We start from the raw sequence: 17,936 nt of genomic DNA, 5'->3' as shown, positions 1-17,936 counted from the left end.
GTTTATTACTATAAATATTTTTGTGTTACAGTTTGTACGGTTTCCTGTAGCTTGCGGTCTTTTGTAGGTTCACCAATGGCGTTGAACTTCCATTCGCCGTTGCGTTTGTAAAATACGCCAAGCACCATTGATACGTGGCCGGCAAAACCTCCGCCTGTAATGTTATATTTCGCAAACTCTTCGTTAACACGCTTAGGCGTACCTTCATAAACCCTTATTGATGCAAATGGAATAGTACCAAAGTCCTGCCCACGGAAACTGTTAAGCACGAAGGCTACATAAGTGGTATTTGCAGGCAAAGCGCCAAGATCAACAGTGATCACCTCATTATCAAGCCCGTCATCACCACCCATATCACCGGTTAAATCGTCGCCGCTATGTTTTACCGAACCGTTTTTTGATTTCAGGTTACCGAAGTAAACCACTTCCTGCAACTGTTTGTTATCATCATACAAAGCGCAACTGGCATCAAGGTCAACAGCTTCTTTACTGCTGCCGAAGCCAAAAAGGCCTTTTTTTTCGATAGCGCCCCAGTTTATACCAACACAAATGTTTTGCAGCTTGCTGCCATTGTTTTTTTCAAGGCTTATACGCTGGCCTTTTTCAAGATTAATTGCCATAGTTTCTTCTCTTAATTGTATTTGTTTAAGTAATCCTGTAATCCGCCCTTCATGCCAACGCCTACTGCTTCAAATTTCCATTTGCCATCGCGTTTATATATGCGTCCAAACTCAACAGCTGTTTCAATAGAAAAATCTTCTTCCAGTTCATATTTTAATATATCGGCACCGGTGCTGCTGTCAAAAATACGGATGAACGAATTGCGCACCTGGCCAAAGTTTTGCCTCCGTGTAGCCGCTTCATGTATGGTTACCACAATGCAAATTTCTGTTGCCTGCGGCGATATTTTTGAAAGATCAACTTTTATCTGCTCGTCATCACCATCGCCGGCGCCGGTAAGATTGTCACCGGTATGCTCAACAGCTTCATCAGGAGATTTTGTGTTGTTGTAAAATACAAAGTATTCATCGGCCAGCAATTTTTTATTGTCGCCCATTATAAATACAGAAGCGTCAAGGTCAAATGCCGATCCGGTTGATGATGAATTGGCATCCCAGCCTAAACCTATAGTAAATTTAGGCGCGTCAATAATTTCACGCTGCCCTTTTTGCAAATTAATTGCCATGTTATGCTAAGTTTATTTTGTAAGTAAGTAGTTGATTTTTTATATAATCAAGGTTTGGTTTATAACAGTCCATTGTATGGTAGCCATTGCCAATAGCCATATCATATAATTTGTTTATAAATTCATCCGGTTTGTTTTGCAGAAATATGCAAACACTGTCATGATCGTAGTTTAAAATGTATTTAACTATCCTGGTATTGATGCTGAACTTACTGTTCAGAATATCATCCAGGTCAAAAATACTTTGCACCTGATAATAATTCAAATAATTTTCGATGCTTGGATGGATGTCATGGTTAACCAGTTCGGCAAAGTAAAGCATATAAATTTCATTATCCAGCTTATACTCGTCAACCATTTTCATAATCATACGCTCATGACTGCCGGTGATTTTAATATCATCTAAAAATATCAGGGTTTTACCGGTTAAAAATTCTCTGTCGATGTGAAACGAATCATTGCCGATGAGCCTCAGGCGCTCCGCCGCGTCAAGTTCACCGTAATCTTCTTTATAAGTAATTGTACGATGCACTTTTGTTTCCTGCAGTATAGGCCGGTTATGCTCGGCCAGCCAGCGGTTAAGTGTTGATACAAAATGATTTTTGAGCGTAAAGGTAGCCGTCGGAATAAACGAATATGGACTTGATATCACCACAAACTGCTGTGCAGGCGAGTTGATCAAATGATCTTTAATAAAGCCTTTAGCCAGAGCGGTGCCAAAATCTGCCGCCACATAGCCATCGCCATATTTAAAGCGGCTATAGTGCGCCGGACTAAAGCCGAAATCGTTTGCGTTGGTAATTTTATGAAGTGAATAAGTGGTTGGCATCTTCAATGATAGTAAAAATTGATTTGTTATTTGAATTTATAAGAATGCCTTTTATCCCTGCACCTTCGGCGCCGGCAAGGTCGGCAATCGGGTTATCGCCTATGTGAACAATGCTTTGTAAGTTGATATTGTCATCGTATAGCTTTTGGACTTCGTTAATCATCAATTTAAAAAAGTTAGGATTAGGTTTAGATATACCTGTTTCGTCTGAATACAATTGGAAATCGATAAATTGATCTATACCTATATGCTGCAACACCTTACGCAGTGTTTCGCCCTTAATAAAACCGGTATTGCTTAAGATATTGGTGGTTGCCGCCGTGTATTGTTTTAAATGCAAAAGAACTTCTATGGTTTGATCGCAAAATAAAACCGGCATGTTTTTGAACAGTAAATGCTCCATTTCAGCATAAAGGGCATCTGTGTCTATATTAAAAACCACGTCCGCACTATCATTAATCATGCTGATCACCATGAGGTACATTTCATCAGCATCGATATTTTTTCCGGTTTTTTCGTTAATATGGTTGCACATCAGGTCAACCTGCCTGAATATCTTTACCACTTCATCAAGCGGCTTTTTATTGAAATTAAGGTTATTGTAGAAGTAAAGCGCGCGTTCCTGCTTAAATACCGGGTTCGACCGGATAAGGGTAAGCCACAAATCAAAAGAGTAGTGTGTAAGGCCGGTCATCAGCTAATATAATCGTTAAGTATTAAGCAGCGTTAATGTAAACGATATTTTTCAACTGCCCAAATTAATTTTTTGCAACCCGTATTTATAAAAATTTAATCGTAATGTTAATATACTAATTATGATAGCTAGTAGTAATATAAAAGAAAGAGATGGCATTGATATACGCAGAATTTGAAGGATGAATGTATATAGAGATATCAACGTGTAAAACGTATGTTATTGCTGATAGCCTGCAAATTGTTGAGTGATAAATAAAGTACTAATTTCTTTGGGAAGGTATAAAACAAAAACGTTCGCAAGTGTTTAGAAGCTTGCTAACTTCGCTTATGTGGTGCAGACTATAGTTATAACACATAATTTCTTCTATGATTTAAAAAACTGGCAGATTTAGACCTGAATTGAAAATGGTTCAAATCACGGGAATATTATATTTACAATAAACCAAAACCTGTAAGATAATAAATGAAAAAGATATTGATCATTCTTATTTTATTCAGTGTTTCAACACATGGGCTTTACGCTCAAAGTAAAACAATTAAAGGAAGGGTCATTGATGATAATTTGGAAACTTTGCCATATGTGTCAATTATGATCAATGACACAGTTAACGTGGGCAGAACAGATCTAAATGGTTTTTTTTATATAGAAATACCTGGTTCCGTTAAAAAAATATTATTTAGGGCTGTTGGAATAGAATTAACATCTGTAAAGCTTGCAGATGAATGTGATGAAGTAGAAGTTGTGATGATGTTAAGTGGTACTTATGATTTTATAACTCTCAAGAGGGTTGATAAACTTCGAAGGAAAAGATTTAAGAAACTACCGGAATTACATAAAAGAGCGTTTAAAAAAGGTATATTTAAAACTGACAAAGCTTGTTATACACAAGAGTTTATACCTGATTATAAGAAAAACAAAAGCGATATTAAACGTGAGCGGTCTTAAGTATCTTTTAAAACAAAAGCCCTCAGAAATTAATCTGAGAGCTTTTTAAGTTTTTGAATAAATTGACCACGTGGTCTTTCTTGTGGTATCAGCTGGAATCGAACCAGCGACACAAGGATTTTCAGTCCTTTGCTCTACCAACTGAGCTATGATACCGCCCGATTTGGGATTGCAAATGTAGCTTGTTTTTTGGTTTATGAAAACTTTTTTCGAAAAAAGTTTCAACTATATACAATCAAGCATTTTATAACCCTGATAAACAGAACAATAATTTTCGAATCTTATAAAACCATTCAACATAATCAACCATTAACTAATTTATTATACCTTTATCAAATTACTATGCATGCATAATGATTTCGCAGGTTATTTTCTTAATTATTCTGGCCGCTTCTGTTTATCTATTCGCTAAAAACGCGGGCAAAGTACGCCGCAATATCCTGTTAGGACGGAATGTTGAACGTAGCGGTAATCCGGCTTTGCGCTGGAAAACAATGGCGCTGGTTGCCCTTGGGCAAAGCAAAATGACAAAACGGCCCTTAGCTGCTTTACTTCACCTGTTTGTGTATGCGGGTTTCGTCATCATTAACATTGAGGTGCTGGAAATACTTATCGACGGGCTTTTTGGTTCACACCGGATATTTTCAAAACCCCTGGGAAGTTTATACGGACTGCTTATAGGCAGCTTTGAGATACTCGCCTTGTTGGTACTTACCGGTTGCATAGGTTTTTTAATTCGCAGGAATGTTTTAAAATTAAAACGTTTCCGCGGCGTGGAAATGACCAACTGGCCCCGTAGCGATGCCAATTATATCCTCTTTATTGAAATATGCCTGATGGCGGCATTTTTGACCATGAACGCCGCCGACTATAAGTTACAACTGTTGCATTACGAACATTATGCCGTTGCAGGTAAATTTCCAATAAGTAGCTTATTACTGCCGCTGCTCCCGTCATCGGCTAATGTATTGTTAATTATTGAGCGTGCATGCTGGTGGTTCCATATAGTTGGTATACTGGCATTTTTAAACTACCTGCCTTATTCTAAGCATTTTCACATATTGCTGGCTTTCCCGAATACTTACTATTCCAATCTCAATCCGCAGGGAAAATTCAGCAATATGGCGTCGGTAACAAATGAAGTAAAGGCGATGCTCGATCCTTCCTACATACCTGAAAACCTTGAATCGGGCCGCTTTGGTGTTAAGGACGCTACCGACCTTACCTGGAAAAACCTGCTCGACGCTTATACCTGTACCGAATGCGGCCGCTGCACATCGGTATGCCCTGCCAATCAAACCGGGAAATTGTTGTCGCCACGCAAGATCATGATGGATACGCGCGACCGTATCACCGAAATTGGCAAAGGTATTGACAAGCAAGGCAAGGATTATACAGACGACAAGACACTGCTTGACAGCTATATTACACGCGAAGAATTGTGGGCTTGTACCACCTGCAACGCCTGCGTTGAGGCTTGCCCGGTAAACATTAATCCACTGGAAATAATAACCGGCATGCGCCGCTATATTGTAATGGAAGAATCGGCCGCACCTGCAAGTCTCAACAATATGTTCGGTAATATGGAAAACAACGGCGCACCATGGAGATACAGCAATGCCGACAGGTTTAACTGGGCGGAGAAATAGTGGCAGTTGCGGTAGCAGTTACAGTCAAAAAAATAAATCCGAAATGGAAAATTCGAAATCCGAAATAAAAGCACCTACCATGGCGCAAATGGCCGCTGAAGGCCGCGAGCCCGAAATACTGTTTTGGGTGGGCTGTGCCGGAAGTTTTGATGAGCGCGCACAGCGCATTACCCGCGATATTTGCCGCATATTGCAGCATGTAGGCATCAGCTACGCGGTTTTGGGTACCGAAGAAAGCTGTACCGGTGACCCGGCCAAACGAGCAGGTAACGAGTTTTTGTTCCAGATGCAGGCTTTGAGTAATATTGCGCTCCTTGATGCTTATAACGTAAAAAGGATAGTCACAGGCTGTCCGCATTGCTTCAACACTATTAAAAACGAATATCCTGGTTTAGGTGGTAATTATGAAGTGATACACCACTCCCAACTGATACAGCAGTTGATAAACGAAGGCATGCTGAAGGCCGAGGGTAGCGAAAGTTTTAAAGGCAAGCGCATCACTTACCACGACCCATGTTACCTTGGTCGTGGCAACAATGTGTATGAAGCCCCGCGTAAGGCATTAGAAATACTTGATGCCGACCTGGTGGAAATGAAGCGCTGCCGCAGCAACGGACTATGTTGCGGCGCAGGCGGAGCGCAAATGTTTAAAGAGCCCGAACCCGGCAAAAAAGACATCAACGTTGAACGTATTGAAGATGTGCTTGAAGCAAAAGCTACAGTTGTAGCCGCTGCCTGCCCCTTTTGCATGACAATGCTTCGCGATGGTGTAAAGGCTAAACAAAAAGAACAGGAAATACAGGTGCTGGATATTGCTGAAATAACGGCGAGGGTTAACGGGTTGTAGTTATAATCTGTCATCCCGAATATGTTTCGGGATCCCATGAGACGGTCAAAATCCATTGCATGATAGATGCTGAAACAAGTTCAGCATGACAAAATTAATTAAGAGCTTTTTTCTTAAAATACATCAACACATTCCGCAGACTATCCAGCCGCTCAGGCTCCATATTTTTTACAGGGATATCCAGTACCGCAGCCATGGTATCGACATTGCCCTTGCGGTCGTTATAGGTTTGTACAATGATATCGTCATCAGTAGTGTGGAGCTTCAATGTACCAGCGGTTACTGTGCCCAGGTAATCCATATCATCAAATCGTTGCAGGTGAAAAGAGAAATATTCCTGTTTACCGTTCGCATAAGTTTTACGAAGACGGATAAACGCATCTTCTGTTAATGTAAGTTCCCATTTTTTTAGCTTGCCGGTGGCAGCCGCGTCAAAAGATTGTGTAAAACATCTGTTGCTCCAGCTAAGCATTTCCTGCTCAGCCGCATCGGGGCCAAAAGCATAAGCAAGCGGACTAACGAGCGCTATCGTCAAAAAAATCAGATACTTTTTAAACCGTGGCAGATGTGTTTTTATCATGACAAGAAAAACAGTATCGAAGTTAAGAAAATATTAAATTTGCAACATGCAATTTTCTCAACATTCAAGAGTATGGATTTACCAGTCGGACAGGCAGCTAACTGATGCTGAAACAGCCGAAATTGAGCAATACCTTAACGCGTTTGCCATCGGCTGGACAGCACATAATCATCAGCTGTTGGCCAAAGGCGAGGTACGTTACAACCGTTTCTTGATACTGATTATTGACGAAGCCCAGGCCGGTGCCAGCGGCTGTTCTATTGATAAATCAGTACGCTTTATGAAAGATCTTGAATTGCGCTACGATATTAACCTATTCGACCGCTTTAATTTGGCTTATCGAAGCGGCGACGAGGTACTGTCTGCCCCTCGCGCTGAATTTGAAGAACTGATACAGCAAGGCGTTATCACACCCGACACGATTGTGTTCAACAACCTGGCTAAAGACCTGACCGAACTGGAAACCAAATGGGAAGTACCGTTCAAACAAAGCTGGCATGCGCAGTTGTTTGGGTCATTGGTTGGATAGTCATTTGCTATTAGCATCCACAATTAAGCGTCATTGCGAGGTACGAAGCAATCGCTGAACCTTCTCTTCGGATTACATAACACTTATAGCAATGACGGGTATGTTTTAGATTGATAATCCATATCTTGCAGTATGGAAAAGTACGATACCCGTATAGACGCTTACATTGCCAAATCTGCAGAGTTTGCAAAACCAATACTGAACCACCTGCGTGAACTTATACACAGCGCCTCGCCCAAAATAACCGAAACAGTTAAATGGGGCATGCCATTTTTTGAATATAAAGGACCGGTGTGCCATATAGCCGCTTTCAAACAACACTGCGCATTTGGTTTTTGGAAAGCCGGGCGATTAAAAGATCCGCATAAAGTTTTGCAGGAAGAAGAAGGTAGCGGCGCGGGCAGTTTCGGCAGGATTATAAGCTTATCCGATCTGCCGTCAGATGAGATACTGCTGGAGTACATCCATGAAATGATTGCCCTGAACGAAAGTGGCGTAAAGGAAGCTCCTGTAAAAAAGGCTGCTGCACCTAAAGCAGTTGTTGAAGAACCAGCCTACCTAACAAGCTTACTTGACAAACACCCTGACGCAAAAGCTAACTTTGAAAAGTTCAGTCCGTCGCAAAAAAGGGAATACCTGGAATGGATTGTGGAAGCGAAAACAGATGCTACACGTCAGAAACGGCTGGATACCGCCATTGAATGGATAAGCGAAGGAAAAACAAGGCACTGGAAGTATAAATAATCCCAGTGCCATTATAGGGTTAACCTACAAAGCTCTCTAATAATTTAAAGCCGCTTTGGGTAGTAATTTCAATGTTGTTGATGGTTGCAGGTAGCAGGATGCTCTCACCCATTTTTACAGCCAGTTCGCCGCCTTCATATTTAATGGTGTAAGCTCCTTCAACACAAACGTGTATTATGAACGAGTCGATGCTGCTGTAATCGCGGGTGGTACCTTCGGTAAAATCAAGCACATTGGTAGTGAAGTACTGGCAGGTTACCGCTTCAACCGCTTCGTTTTTAGAGTGCGCGTATTGGGTTTTATATTCCGGATAGAACTTGTAGTCGATAGCCGCAAGTGCTTCTTCAACATGTAGTTCGCGCTTGTTACCTTTATCGTCAACACGGTCGAAATCATAAATACGATAAGTAATGTCTGATGTTTGCTGAATTTCAGCTATCAGCAGGCCCGCGCCAATAGTATGCACACGTCCGGCAGGTAAAAAGTAAATATCACCGGCAGCTACATCCTCGCGGTTCAAAATATCGGTTAAATGGCCGCTGTTAAATTTTTCAAGGTAAACCTGCTCGTTCACTTCCTGATTAAAACCTGTTATCAGTGTCGAACCCGGATCGGCTTCAATAACATACCACATTTCAGTTTTACCGAACGAATTATGGCGTTTTTTTGCCAGTTCGTCATCAGGGTGAACCTGTATCGAAAGGTCTTCGTTAGCATCAATAAACTTCACCAGCAGCGGGAAAGTATTGCCAAAGCGCTCATACACCTTTTCACCTACCAGTTCGCCTTTATATTCTTCAAGCAAATCAGCCAGTGATTTGCCTTCCAGCTCACCGTTTGCCACTACCGAAACGTCCGACTTAACGCCTGATATTTCCCAGGTTTCGCCGCAGTTTGGCAGATCGCCAAAGTCTTTATGCAAGTAAGTTTTCATTTTTTGACCACCCCATATTTTGTCTTTATAGATGGTTTTAAATTTCAGAGGATATAATGCTGACATGGTTATTGTGTGTTTTGCGGCAAATTTATCAGTAAATACCGAAACAGAAAGCGCTAAAACGAAAAAAGCCTGTGTTAATAACACAGGCTTTTACTTGTATTTCAGACAATTATTTACCCAGTTTTGCTTTCAAATTCTCATCGATAGCAGCTAAAAACTCTTCAGTGTACAGGTAATCAACACCGTGCTCAACTTTTGATTTTGATGTGATAGCCAAATCTTTGGTCATTTTGCCGCTTTCAACGGTTTCAACACATACCTGCTCTAAAGTTTTGCAAAAGTTTACCAGTTCTTCGTTACCATCCAGTTTACCACGGAACTCCAAACCACGTGTCCACGCGAAGATTGAAGCGATTGGGTTAGTTGAAGTTGGCTTACCTGCCTGGTGGTCACGATAGTGACGGGTTACTGTACCGTGAGCAGCTTCAGCTTCCATAACGGTGCCATCAGGTGTAACCAAAGTAGATGTCATTAAACCTAATGAGCCGAAACCTTGTGCTACAGTGTCGCTTTGTACGTCACCATCATAGTTTTTACAAGCCCAAACAAAGTTACCGTTCCATTTAAGTGCGGCGGCAACCATGTCGTCAATAAGGCGGTGTTCGTAAGTAATACCTGCTGCTGCAAATTTCTCTTTGTAATCGTTTTGATAGATCTCTTCAAAGATATCTTTAAAACGGCCATCATATTTTTTAAGAATGGTGTTTTTAGTTGACAGGTAAAGCGGCCAACCTTTTAATAACGCCTGATTAAAGCAAGCATGAGCAAAGCCTTTTATTGATTCGTCGGTGTTGTACATGGTTAATGCCACACCATCGCCTTTAAAGTTAAACACCTCGAATGATTGTTCTTCACCACCGTCTTCAGGAGTGAAAGTTACAGTCAACTTACCTTTGCCCTTAGTAACAAAATCGGTAGCGCGATACTGGTCGCCAAAAGCATGACGGCCAATACAGATAGGCGCAGTCCAGTTAGGCACCAAACGCGGAACGTTTGACATTACGATAGGCTCACGGAATACAGTACCATCAAGTATGTTACGGATAGTTCCGTTTGGCGATTTCCACATTTGTTTCAGGCCAAATTCCTTAACACGCGCCTCGTCAGGTGTAATGGTTGCGCATTTAATACCAACGCCGTATTTTAATATGGCGTTAGCGGCATCAACAGTCACCTGGTCGTTGGTTTCATCGCGGTACTCAATACCCAAATCATAATACTTAATATCCAGATCAAGGTAAGGGAATATCAGTTTATCCTTAATGAATTTCCAAATAATGCGGGTCATTTCATCGCCGTCCAGTTCAACTACCGGATTTTCTACTTTTATTTTTGACATAACTACAGTTATTGTATGTTTTTTGTAACGGCACCAAATATATAAAAATGCCCTTATGTAGTTTAATTAAAAACATTTTTAACGCCACAAAACAGTACACATAACTATCCTTTATCGAAACCAGATACCTAAGCCACTGTTTCAGCGTTTATACAACATCTACCACACTACTATCTATGCTAAAAAACTATGTACTTATCTTATTAACTGCCGTAACTTTTACTGCAAAGGCTCAAAACGGCTACAATTTTTCGAGAATTGATTTTGGACTTGCCGGTTCGGCCAATTTTGTTTTTGGCGATGCTGAAACTATTAAAGCGACGCCATCAGGTAGTGTAAGTTTAAACTTTAATCCTGCTTCGCCATTTGTTAATTATATTGCTGAGGTGCAGTTTGGCAGGCTTGCCGGAGGCGATTCTGTAAGAAACGTATCCGGAAGACAATTCAAAAATAATTTTACAGCCTATATTATTCGGGCACAAGTACAAGCAGGAGAATTTATTGATTACTCCCATAGCCCTATGCTCAACGTCCTGAAAAATGTATATCTCTCGGCAGGGGCTGGACTTGTATCAAACAGTATTAGCGAAATTTCACGTACCACTGCAGAAGAAAGAGGCTACCCCTCTCCGGGCAAAAATAACAGCACCGAATTTTTTGTTCCGTTACGTGCCGGTTACGAATTAAAGATATACAACGCTTATAACGAGCCTACTTTAAAGATCGACCTGGCTTACCAATGGAACCTTATGTATGAGGATAACCTGGATGGGATTGACGCAGGCCGGAGGAAAGATATTTGGGGGCAGGTATCACTTGGTGTTAAAATAGCCATAGGTAGCAGTACATCGTACCGTAAGCCTATAACATTTGACTAACTAAATCTATAACTAAAACTTTGGCAGGGTTTTTACTGTTCATTTTAAAAAACACAGACCTATGGAACCAGATAAAACATATCCGGGCTTTAACGAAGAAAGCACCGATAACGACCAAAACGTAAATGATGATTTAGGCACTGATACTGATATTAACAGTGGCGCTTTAAATTACAATGAAAACGAAGATAGCTTTGAGCTGGATGTAGAAAGCAACGATCCAGATTATGATCATCCGGACCCTTATAACACAGCTGCCAAAGGCGGAACCGATTTCGATTCGACCTGGGATGAAGCCAACCCAACTGCAGTTGACGAGTATATTCCGAATGAAAGCCTGGAAACCGACGTGGAAAATTTAGGAATGCATATCGACAGCGGAAAAATTGTTGAAGTTGACCCTGCCGATGAAGCTATTTCGCGTACTCCTGAAGACGACCGTGACGACCTTGATGAAGAGGGTTATCCAAAAAATGATCTGAAAGATTATTCTAAAGGCGATAAAGAGAATTTCTTGTAAGCTATTTTAGCTACACATACTGTCATTTCGAAGAGGTACAAGGAGAAATCTTCTGCGGCATTCAATTAATCGCCCGCTTTCAGAAGATTTCTCATTATCCTTCGAAATGACATTTTTTTGAATACTATTCCAATTCCAAATTCAACCTGTTTTTAAGATCGATGATCTGTGGATTCTTTACAGCCATGTGTTTGAATATCTCTTTAGCGCCGTAAGGTTTTCGGTTCGCTTTTATTTCTTCAATACGGGTAATTATTTCCAGATCGAAATTTTTCAGGCTACTGCGCAGGAAGTTGAGCAGAAAGGGCTTCTCATCCCTAAAAGCGGTTTCCTGTACCTTGGTTTCAACCACAACTTCGTATAAAACAGGGTTCATCATTACCGGCTTGCCTGCAAAAATGGTAGACAATGTGGCCTTACCTTCCTCTTTTGCCTTGGCAGCGTATTGGTTCCAGAGATCCAAAAATTGTTCGGTAGTAAACGATTCTTTATCCGTTCCTTTTAGATATGGGTCGTCTTCATCAACCGCCACATCTTCCATCGTATCAAGGCTGTTAAGCGATGGTATCTTAATAGAACTTGCCCCAGTATGCAGGTTTGGAATAAATACTTTTGGCTTTTCTGCTACGGGTGCGGGTAGCGGAGTTGCTGTCGCCTTTACCGGAGCGGGAGCTGTGCTTTTACTTGTATTATAACTTACAGGCGATTCACTAACTACCGGTATACTTTCTATAACAGGCGCAGGTGGCGTTACTGAGGTATCAGGTTTTTTTTTTAACTCCCCTGCGGGCAGCGAAGTTACCGGCGATGTTGCCGCGTTAAACACAGCGCCCAGATTACACATCTTTAACAGTGCCAGTTCAACCTGTAAACGCTGGTTTTTGCTCAGCTTATAGTTAAGATCGCACTGGTTAGCAATATTCAATGCTGAAAGCAGGAACGACACCGATGCCGCCTGCGACTGCTGCAGATAACGGCTACGTATGCCTTCGCTCACTTCAAGCAGTTTGAGTGTCGAAGCGTCTTTACCCACCAGCAGGTTGCGGAAGTGTTCGCTTAACCCTGATATAAAATGCGCACCGTCAAAACCCTTGCTTAATATCTCGTCAAACAGCAGCAGTGTTTTGGCGGTGTCTTCATTCAGCAGGCAATCGGTAACGCTAAAAAAGTAATCGTAATCAAGTATGTTCAGGTTATTAATTACCGAACTGTAGGTAACATTAGCACCCGAAAAACTGACAATCTGGTCGAACATCGACAGTGCGTCACGCAAACCACCATCCGCTTTTTGGGCGATAATGTGCAGGCCGTCGTCTTCATATTTTACGCTTTCTTTTTTGGCGATAGATGCCAGATGCGAAGCCATGTCTTCAACACGGATACGGTTAAAATCAAATATCTGGCAGCGTGAAAGTATAGTTGGCAGTATCTTATGCTTTTCGGTAGTGGCCAATATAAATATGGCGTAGCTTGGCGGTTCTTCCAATGTTTTCAAAAAAGCGTTGAACGCCGCCTGCGACAGCATGTGCACCTCATCGATAATATATACTTTAAAGCGTACACCCTGCGGCGGTATGCGTACTTGCTCTATCAGGCTGCGTATATCATCAACCGAATTGTTAGAAGCCGCATCAAGCTCATGTATATTAAAGGAATTACCATTTAAAAAGGAACGGCACGAATCGCATGTGCCGCAAGCCTCGCCGTTTGGCTGCAGGTTAAGGCAGTTTATGGTTTTTGCCAGTATGCGCGCGCATGTTGTTTTACCCACTCCACGCGGCCCGCAAAATAAAAATGCCTGTGCAAGCTGATTATTTTTAATGGCGTTCTTCAGCGTGTTGGTAACATGCTGCTGGCCAACAACAGTATCAAAAGTAGCCGGGCGGTATTTACGTGCCGAAACAATAAAATTATCCACAGCTATAAAGATAACTAAAAACTTTGGTAACGGTAAAGTGGTGTTGGTAATTTATGGATGGAGTATTTTTTACTTGGGGTCTTTAGTTAAAGGCCATTATGCCCTGTTAGAATGGGTTGGTGTTTATGTTTTGACTGTGAATGTTCATTTCTTTTGGACAGCCAAAAGAAACGAACCAAAGAAAAACTGCCGGCTGTACCCTGCCCTATTGAAGTTTGTGCTATGGCTTTGCCTGTGCTACCCGGCTATGCTGATGCCGGGATTGTAGGTTATGAAGGGGTTATCAATCCCGTTTTCTTCTGTCATGCTGAGGAACGCATCTATTTGGCAACTCGTTCCCACTTAGCACTTTTAATTCGAAAATTGAACATTCGAAATCTGATATTAAATCTATTTCAACCTTTCCAGCACACCCTTACGCTTTACGAGGTTTTTATAGTCCCACTGTATATCGCGGGCTTCGGTAAGCCACTTGGCTAATTTTTCAACATTTATTTCATCAACAGACGTGTAACGAACTTCGGCTGCTTTAAACTTACCTTCGTCTTGCAAACCGGGCTCGGTAAATGACTGGCCGCTCCAAAACAGCAAGCGTACGCCGTCTTTTAACTTACTATAGCCGGCAACCGGATTTCCATCTAAAAACCAAACAGGATGGGCATGCCATATTTTTGACTCGGCTTCGGGTAAATGATGGTCAATTTCACGCGCCAGCACATCGCATATCTGGCCATCGGTCGGCATTAATGATTCATTATATGCAAGTATTGATTGATCTGCCACGCAGCCAATTTATAAATTATCAACGTGAAAGCAGATCAGATTAATGGAAACAAAATATTATTGTAATTCTTCTTCCGGCAAATGATCGTCATCATCCGGATCTATTTCATCATATTCAGCTTCTTCATAAAGCTCATCCAGATCGTCAAGCCCTTCGGTTTGGTCGTCAAAATCTTCATCCTCTTCATCGGCCCAGTCGCCTTCAATCGGATCATCATCTTCACGAGGCATTACCATGTACATGCCATTGAATTCTATTACGTTTTGGTTAAGATAAGTTGAGAGTTGCATGTTTATAAAACACGCCGGCTGCCCAATATGTTTTTACAAAAATTGAACGCCTGTTATTTCTTTTACCTTATAGTAACCTTTGGCTAATGGCAGGTATGCTTCTACTTCTTTCCAGGTAACTACAATTTTTTTTCCGGCCAGCAAAGCTGTTTTACCCATAAATTTTTCAGAATCAGGGAACTTTTTCAGCCATAAAAAAGACACTTCACTACCTTTTTCGGCAATTACGATGTAGTTAAACCCTTTAGTGTCTATCCGCTTAAACGTACCTACGGTTGATTGAACTTCATTAGATCTGTCGAGCTGTTTCCCGGCCATCAATGTGGCCAATTTTATAAAAGGGGCGCACTTGGCTTTCATCAGGTTAATACCTATACCTAACCCAACCTTATGCATGGCTTCCTGGTCGGTTACGTCAACACCTTTTTCAGCCGCTACTTCAATCATCATATCGGACTTAGTAAGAAATGAGTTCATAAAGGCATCAGTTGCCTCTTGCTTAGTAGTTATTTTACTCAAATCAATTTTTTCCAGTTCCACACATAAAGAATCGAGCAATTTTTGTTCTGCTGGTCCGGGCTTGGTTTGTGCTTTTGCGAATACAGAAAAAGCGAAAATGCAGGTAATAAGTAATAAGGTTTTTTTCATTATGTAATATTTCACCAAATATATCAGGTTTACGTTAATATAAGGTTATACACTGCAAAATAAACCCAGGCGAAACGGATACCGGCCTTGTTAAAAGTAGCGGTGGCGGTTGCAGTAGCAGTACGGTTTAAAAAGGTGACAACATTAATATAAAGCACGCGCTTAAGGCATTGTGGCGTATAAGTGCAGCACGGGACTGGCAGTAAAAAAAGCTTCAGCAATTGCGTTTCAAAAACATTTATCATTTATACGATTACACCTTGCGCTACCCCTCTGCACCCGGCTTAAAAACTTACTTGTATAACTCAAACATTCTGCTTACTTTTGCAGCCCCGTTAGTGCGGGCAAATTATTAAATAACAAAAGTTTAACATGCAACAGTACGAAACCGTAGTAGTTCTTACCCCGTTGCTGTCAGAAGATGTTGCGAAAGAGGCAATTGCCAAATTCACAAAGATCTTAACTGATGGCGGAGCCGAAATTGTCCAGGAGGATAATTGGGGTTTGAAAAAATTAGCGTACCCTATTCAAAAGAAAACAACAGGGTATTATCACTTAACTGAATACAGGGCTCCGGGTGATTTAATTAACAAATTGGAGGTTGAATTCAGACGTGATGAGCGCGTTTTGCGTTTCTTAACTATCGCGTTAGACAAGCACGCTATTGCTTACAACGAGAAAAAACGCAGCGGTGCGTTCAACCAGAAAAAATCTAAAACAGAGGAGGCATAAGCAATGGCAAACGACCAAATTAAATACGTTACTGCCCCTAAAGTAGAGGATAACCGTAAAAAATACTGCCGTTTTAAAAAGAACGGTATTAAGTATATCGATTACAAAGACGCTAACTTTTTATTAAAGTTTGTTAACGATCAGGGTAAAGTATTACCACGTCGTTTAACCGGTACTTCATTAAAGTTCCAGCGTAAAGTGGCTCAGGCTGTTAAGCGTGCTCGCCACATAGGTTTATTACCTTATGTTACCGATTCATTAAAATAATCAGGAGGGAACAAAATGGAAGTTATTTTAAAACAAGACGTAAAAAACCTGGGCGATAAAGACGACGTAGTAAACGTTAAGCCGGGTTATGGCCGTAACTACCTTATCCCGAAAGGTTATGCTATTCTGGCTACCGAATCGGCACGCAAGGTGTTGGCTGAGAACCTGAAACAGGCTCAGTTTAAACAAGAAAAAATCCGTAAAGATGCTGACGCTATTGCCGCTAAACTGGAAGGTGTAAAACTTACCATTGGCGCAAAGGCTGGTGAAACAGGCAAAATCTTCGGTGCTATCAACACTATTCAAATTGCTGATGCACTGAAAAAAGAAGGTTTTGAAGTTGACCGTCGTCGTATCACTTTCGATCAGGAGCCAAAAGTAATTGGCGAATACACCGCTAACATTAACCTGCACAAAGAGGTTAAAGTTAAGGTTCCGTTTGAAGTAGTAGCGGAGTAATCCCTATTTCGGATTTTCGATTTCGAATTTATTTTTCAATTGGTAATTACCAATTGATTTAGAATTTAGATATTAGAATTTTAAAAGGTGTTTGGATATCCAAACACCTTTTTTATGCCATATGATCAAAAGCATTTTTAAGCTGGTTTGGCGATTTGTTAAACTGGCGCTTATATTTTTTGTAGCAGCCAGCATTTTTGGCGTATTGCTGTATCGCTTTGTTAACCCGCCGGTTACCTGGCTTATGATCAGCCGGGGCTTTGAGCGCAAGGCCGATGATAAAGACTGGAAAATTGATAAAGACTGGAAAGACTTTGAAGAAATTTCAGACAACATGAAGCGCGCCGCCGTTGCCGCTGAAGACCAGCGCTTTATGGAACATCACGGGTTCGACTTTAAGGCAATTGAGCGCGCCATAAAAAAGAACATGCATAGCCGCAAGCTTATAGGCGGCAGTACCATCAGTCAGCAAACCGCTAAAAACGTTTTTTTGTGGGAAGGGCGCTCATTTGTGCGCAAAGGTCTGGAAGCATGGTTTACCATGTGGATAGAACTGCTTTGGAGCAAGAAGCGCATTATGGAAGTTTACCTCAATGTAATTGAAATGGGAGATGGTATTTATGGTGCCGAAGCAGCAGCACAAGCTTACTATCATAAATCGGCCGCAAACCTTACCCGCCGCCAGGCGGCCGCTATTGCTTCCATATTTCCAAGTCCGTTACACTGGAGCGCTACAAAGCCGAGCAGGTATGTTCGCCACAGGCAATATTTGATAAGGCAAAATATGCGAAGATTGGGGCCGCTGGATTTTTGATTTGGTCACTGGTCATTAGTCATTAGAGCAAAAAAGAGTTTGAAGAACCACAAATAACCAATAGTTCCGGCATCAGCATGGCCGGGTAGTACAGGGGAAGCCACAGCACAACTTTAAAAGGCCTGGGTGCAGCCGGCAGTTTTTCTTTGGTTACTTTTTGGCTGTCAAAAAAAAGTGACATCCACTGGCGTTGATAAAGCGCCCTTCCACTCATAACGAAGTACTGAAATATGAGAATGCTACGCTCGCAATGACATCTTCTTTCTAAATCGACACTTCCG

At 41.5% G+C, this 17,936-nt stretch carries 23 protein-coding genes and 1 tRNA gene; 11 read left to right on the top strand and 13 right to left on the bottom strand.

Translation table 11 applies throughout. The annotated features are described in order from the left end of the window. Positions 1 to 8: 8 nt before the first annotated feature. Genes EOD41_RS14240 through EOD41_RS14225 form a run of 4 tightly spaced genes read right to left on the bottom strand, consistent with a single transcriptional unit; the run spans position 9 to position 2,709 of the window. Positions 9 to 620 (bottom strand): TerD family protein, encoded by a 612-nt coding sequence (locus EOD41_RS14240; RefSeq protein ID WP_127706059.1) that lies wholly within the window; start codon positions 618 to 620, stop codon positions 9 to 11. A gap of 11 nt (positions 621 to 631) precedes the next feature. Continuing rightward, positions 632 to 1,186: a TerD family protein gene (locus EOD41_RS14235; protein ID WP_127706057.1), complete on the bottom strand. Its 555-nt coding sequence runs from the start codon at positions 1,184 to 1,186 to the stop codon at positions 632 to 634. Between the two features lies 1 nt (position 1,187). Further along, a complete protein-coding gene (locus EOD41_RS14230) occupies positions 1,188 to 2,015 on the bottom strand; it encodes a phosphoribosyltransferase family protein (protein WP_127706055.1) in 828 nt (275 codons plus the stop codon). Further along, positions 1,990 to 2,709, bottom strand: coding sequence for an HAD family hydrolase (locus EOD41_RS14225; RefSeq protein WP_127706053.1), 720 nt, complete (start codon positions 2,707 to 2,709; stop codon positions 1,990 to 1,992). The genes EOD41_RS14230 and EOD41_RS14225 overlap by 26 nt, the downstream gene beginning before the upstream one ends. Positions 2,710 to 3,174: 465 nt before the next feature. Here EOD41_RS14225 and EOD41_RS14220 point away from each other — a divergent pair, with 465 nt between their 5' ends. Continuing rightward, on the top strand, positions 3,175 to 3,657 hold the full coding sequence (locus EOD41_RS14220) for a carboxypeptidase-like regulatory domain-containing protein (RefSeq protein ID WP_127706051.1): 483 nt from the start codon (positions 3,175 to 3,177) through the stop codon (positions 3,655 to 3,657). Between the two features lie 83 nt (positions 3,658 to 3,740). Here EOD41_RS14220 and EOD41_RS14215 read toward each other — a convergent pair. Continuing rightward, a tRNA-Phe gene (locus EOD41_RS14215) sits at positions 3,741 to 3,813 on the bottom strand. A gap of 197 nt (positions 3,814 to 4,010) precedes the next feature. On the opposite strand from EOD41_RS14215, the gene EOD41_RS14210 reads away from it, so the two are divergent. Continuing rightward, positions 4,011 to 5,306: a (Fe-S)-binding protein gene (locus tag EOD41_RS14210; protein ID WP_127706049.1), complete on the top strand. Its 1,296-nt coding sequence runs from the start codon at positions 4,011 to 4,013 to the stop codon at positions 5,304 to 5,306. A 43-nt stretch (positions 5,307 to 5,349) separates the two neighbouring features. After that, a complete protein-coding gene (locus tag EOD41_RS14205; protein WP_127706047.1) occupies positions 5,350 to 6,153 on the top strand; it encodes a (Fe-S)-binding protein in 804 nt (267 codons plus the stop codon). Positions 6,154 to 6,247: 94 nt separating this feature from the next. On the opposite strand, the gene EOD41_RS14200 is transcribed toward EOD41_RS14205, so the two are convergent. Next, positions 6,248 to 6,733 carry a hypothetical protein gene (locus EOD41_RS14200; RefSeq protein ID WP_127706045.1) on the bottom strand — a complete coding sequence of 162 codons (486 nt, stop codon included), beginning with the start codon at positions 6,731 to 6,733 and terminating at the stop codon, positions 6,248 to 6,250. Between the two features lie 46 nt (positions 6,734 to 6,779). Between EOD41_RS14200 and EOD41_RS14195 the strand changes: the two genes are divergently transcribed. Beyond that, positions 6,780 to 7,262 carry an ABC transporter ATPase gene (locus EOD41_RS14195; protein ID WP_127706043.1) on the top strand — a complete coding sequence of 161 codons (483 nt, stop codon included), beginning with the start codon at positions 6,780 to 6,782 and terminating at the stop codon, positions 7,260 to 7,262. Positions 7,263 to 7,394: 132 nt separating this feature from the next. Beyond that, entirely contained in the window at positions 7,395 to 8,006 is a 612-nt protein-coding gene (locus EOD41_RS14190) for a YdeI/OmpD-associated family protein (protein WP_127706041.1), read from the top strand. Between the two features lie 19 nt (positions 8,007 to 8,025). Here the strand turns inward: EOD41_RS14190 and EOD41_RS14185 are convergent, their stop codons facing one another. Beyond that, positions 8,026 to 9,006, bottom strand: coding sequence for a type I phosphomannose isomerase catalytic subunit (locus tag EOD41_RS14185; RefSeq protein ID WP_127706039.1), 981 nt, complete (start codon positions 9,004 to 9,006; stop codon positions 8,026 to 8,028). Between the two features lie 109 nt (positions 9,007 to 9,115). Continuing rightward, positions 9,116 to 10,345, bottom strand: a complete 1,230-nt coding sequence (locus EOD41_RS14180) for an NADP-dependent isocitrate dehydrogenase (RefSeq protein ID WP_127706037.1) — start codon at positions 10,343 to 10,345, stop codon at positions 9,116 to 9,118. 176 nt (positions 10,346 to 10,521) lie between these two features. Between EOD41_RS14180 and EOD41_RS14175 the strand changes: the two genes are divergently transcribed. Beyond that, the gene (locus EOD41_RS14175) at positions 10,522 to 11,223 is read left to right on the top strand and encodes a hypothetical protein (RefSeq protein WP_127706035.1); all 702 of its coding nucleotides are present in this window, start codon (positions 10,522 to 10,524) and stop codon (positions 11,221 to 11,223) included. A gap of 61 nt (positions 11,224 to 11,284) precedes the next feature. Next, a complete protein-coding gene (locus tag EOD41_RS14170) occupies positions 11,285 to 11,743 on the top strand; it encodes a hypothetical protein (protein WP_127706033.1) in 459 nt (152 codons plus the stop codon). Positions 11,744 to 11,867: 124 nt separating this feature from the next. On the opposite strand, the gene EOD41_RS14165 is transcribed toward EOD41_RS14170, so the two are convergent. The 4 genes from EOD41_RS14165 to EOD41_RS14150 all read right to left on the bottom strand — a co-directional run bounded on the left by EOD41_RS14165 (position 11,868) and on the right by EOD41_RS14150 (position 15,383). Next, complete coding sequence (locus EOD41_RS14165; protein ID WP_127706031.1) at positions 11,868 to 13,661, bottom strand: DNA polymerase III subunit gamma/tau; 1,794 nt, start codon at positions 13,659 to 13,661, stop codon at positions 11,868 to 11,870. Positions 13,662 to 14,051: 390 nt separating this feature from the next. Then, positions 14,052 to 14,444, bottom strand: coding sequence for a DUF1801 domain-containing protein (locus EOD41_RS14160; protein WP_240663409.1), 393 nt, complete (start codon positions 14,442 to 14,444; stop codon positions 14,052 to 14,054). Positions 14,445 to 14,501: 57 nt separating this feature from the next. Continuing rightward, positions 14,502 to 14,735 carry a hypothetical protein gene (locus EOD41_RS14155; protein ID WP_127706029.1) on the bottom strand — a complete coding sequence of 78 codons (234 nt, stop codon included), beginning with the start codon at positions 14,733 to 14,735 and terminating at the stop codon, positions 14,502 to 14,504. Between the two features lie 33 nt (positions 14,736 to 14,768). Then, complete coding sequence (locus EOD41_RS14150) at positions 14,769 to 15,383, bottom strand: hypothetical protein (protein WP_127706027.1); 615 nt, start codon at positions 15,381 to 15,383, stop codon at positions 14,769 to 14,771. A gap of 372 nt (positions 15,384 to 15,755) precedes the next feature. On the opposite strand from EOD41_RS14150, the gene rpsF reads away from it, so the two are divergent. The 4 genes from rpsF to mtgA all read left to right on the top strand — a co-directional run bounded on the left by rpsF (position 15,756) and on the right by mtgA (position 17,655). Continuing rightward, a complete protein-coding gene (gene rpsF / locus EOD41_RS14145) occupies positions 15,756 to 16,115 on the top strand; it encodes a 30S ribosomal protein S6 (protein WP_127706025.1) in 360 nt (119 codons plus the stop codon). Positions 16,116 to 16,118: 3 nt separating this feature from the next. Continuing rightward, positions 16,119 to 16,382, top strand: a complete 264-nt coding sequence (rpsR, locus tag EOD41_RS14140) for a 30S ribosomal protein S18 (RefSeq protein ID WP_095705209.1) — start codon at positions 16,119 to 16,121, stop codon at positions 16,380 to 16,382. Between the two features lie 15 nt (positions 16,383 to 16,397). Next, positions 16,398 to 16,841: a 50S ribosomal protein L9 gene (gene rplI / locus EOD41_RS14135; RefSeq protein ID WP_127706023.1), complete on the top strand. Its 444-nt coding sequence runs from the start codon at positions 16,398 to 16,400 to the stop codon at positions 16,839 to 16,841. Between the two features lie 121 nt (positions 16,842 to 16,962). Beyond that, positions 16,963 to 17,655: a monofunctional biosynthetic peptidoglycan transglycosylase gene (gene mtgA, locus EOD41_RS14130; protein WP_127706021.1), complete on the top strand. Its 693-nt coding sequence runs from the start codon at positions 16,963 to 16,965 to the stop codon at positions 17,653 to 17,655. A 22-nt stretch (positions 17,656 to 17,677) separates the two neighbouring features. On the opposite strand, the gene EOD41_RS14125 is transcribed toward mtgA, so the two are convergent. Continuing rightward, entirely contained in the window at positions 17,678 to 17,869 is a 192-nt protein-coding gene (locus EOD41_RS14125) for a hypothetical protein (protein ID WP_127706019.1), read from the bottom strand. Positions 17,870 to 17,936: the final 67 nt, after the last annotated feature.

Origin of the sequence: Mucilaginibacter limnophilus, from assembly GCF_004005815.1 — a bacterium.
Lineage (GTDB): Bacteria > Bacteroidota > Bacteroidia > Sphingobacteriales > Sphingobacteriaceae > Mucilaginibacter > Mucilaginibacter limnophilus.
The sequence above is the reverse complement of the archived record's forward strand: the minus strand, read 5'-3'. Positions and strand labels throughout refer to the sequence as shown.

Bases quoted from the DNA above. Each gene is read 5' to 3' on its own strand.
- EOD41_RS14240 (WP_127706059.1), bottom strand. From the start codon at position 620: ATGGCAATTAATCTTGAAAAAGGCCAGCGTATAAGCCTTGAAAAAAAC.
- EOD41_RS14235 (WP_127706057.1), bottom strand. From the start codon at position 1,186: ATGGCAATTAATTTGCAAAAAGGGCAGCGTGAAATTATTGACGCGCCT.
- EOD41_RS14230 (WP_127706055.1), bottom strand. From the start codon at position 2,015: ATGCCAACCACTTATTCACTTCATAAAATTACCAACGCAAACGATTTC.
- EOD41_RS14225 (WP_127706053.1), bottom strand. From the start codon at position 2,709: ATGACCGGCCTTACACACTACTCTTTTGATTTGTGGCTTACCCTTATC.
- EOD41_RS14220 (WP_127706051.1), top strand. From the start codon at position 3,175: ATGAAAAAGATATTGATCATTCTTATTTTATTCAGTGTTTCAACACAT.
- EOD41_RS14210 (WP_127706049.1), top strand. From the start codon at position 4,011: ATGATTTCGCAGGTTATTTTCTTAATTATTCTGGCCGCTTCTGTTTAT.
- EOD41_RS14205 (WP_127706047.1), top strand. From the start codon at position 5,350: ATGGAAAATTCGAAATCCGAAATAAAAGCACCTACCATGGCGCAAATG.
- EOD41_RS14200 (WP_127706045.1), bottom strand. From the start codon at position 6,733: ATGATAAAAACACATCTGCCACGGTTTAAAAAGTATCTGATTTTTTTG.
- EOD41_RS14195 (WP_127706043.1), top strand. From the start codon at position 6,780: ATGCAATTTTCTCAACATTCAAGAGTATGGATTTACCAGTCGGACAGG.
- EOD41_RS14190 (WP_127706041.1), top strand. From the start codon at position 7,395: ATGGAAAAGTACGATACCCGTATAGACGCTTACATTGCCAAATCTGCA.
- EOD41_RS14185 (WP_127706039.1), bottom strand. From the start codon at position 9,006: ATGTCAGCATTATATCCTCTGAAATTTAAAACCATCTATAAAGACAAA.
- EOD41_RS14180 (WP_127706037.1), bottom strand. From the start codon at position 10,345: ATGTCAAAAATAAAAGTAGAAAATCCGGTAGTTGAACTGGACGGCGAT.
- EOD41_RS14175 (WP_127706035.1), top strand. From the start codon at position 10,522: ATGCTAAAAAACTATGTACTTATCTTATTAACTGCCGTAACTTTTACT.
- EOD41_RS14170 (WP_127706033.1), top strand. From the start codon at position 11,285: ATGGAACCAGATAAAACATATCCGGGCTTTAACGAAGAAAGCACCGAT.
- EOD41_RS14155 (WP_127706029.1), bottom strand. From the start codon at position 14,735: ATGCAACTCTCAACTTATCTTAACCAAAACGTAATAGAATTCAATGGC.
- EOD41_RS14150 (WP_127706027.1), bottom strand. From the start codon at position 15,383: ATGAAAAAAACCTTATTACTTATTACCTGCATTTTCGCTTTTTCTGTA.
- rpsF (WP_127706025.1), top strand. From the start codon at position 15,756: ATGCAACAGTACGAAACCGTAGTAGTTCTTACCCCGTTGCTGTCAGAA.
- rpsR (WP_095705209.1), top strand. From the start codon at position 16,119: ATGGCAAACGACCAAATTAAATACGTTACTGCCCCTAAAGTAGAGGAT.
- rplI (WP_127706023.1), top strand. From the start codon at position 16,398: ATGGAAGTTATTTTAAAACAAGACGTAAAAAACCTGGGCGATAAAGAC.
- mtgA (WP_127706021.1), top strand. From the start codon at position 16,963: ATGATCAAAAGCATTTTTAAGCTGGTTTGGCGATTTGTTAAACTGGCG.
- EOD41_RS14125 (WP_127706019.1), bottom strand. From the start codon at position 17,869: ATGAGTGGAAGGGCGCTTTATCAACGCCAGTGGATGTCACTTTTTTTT.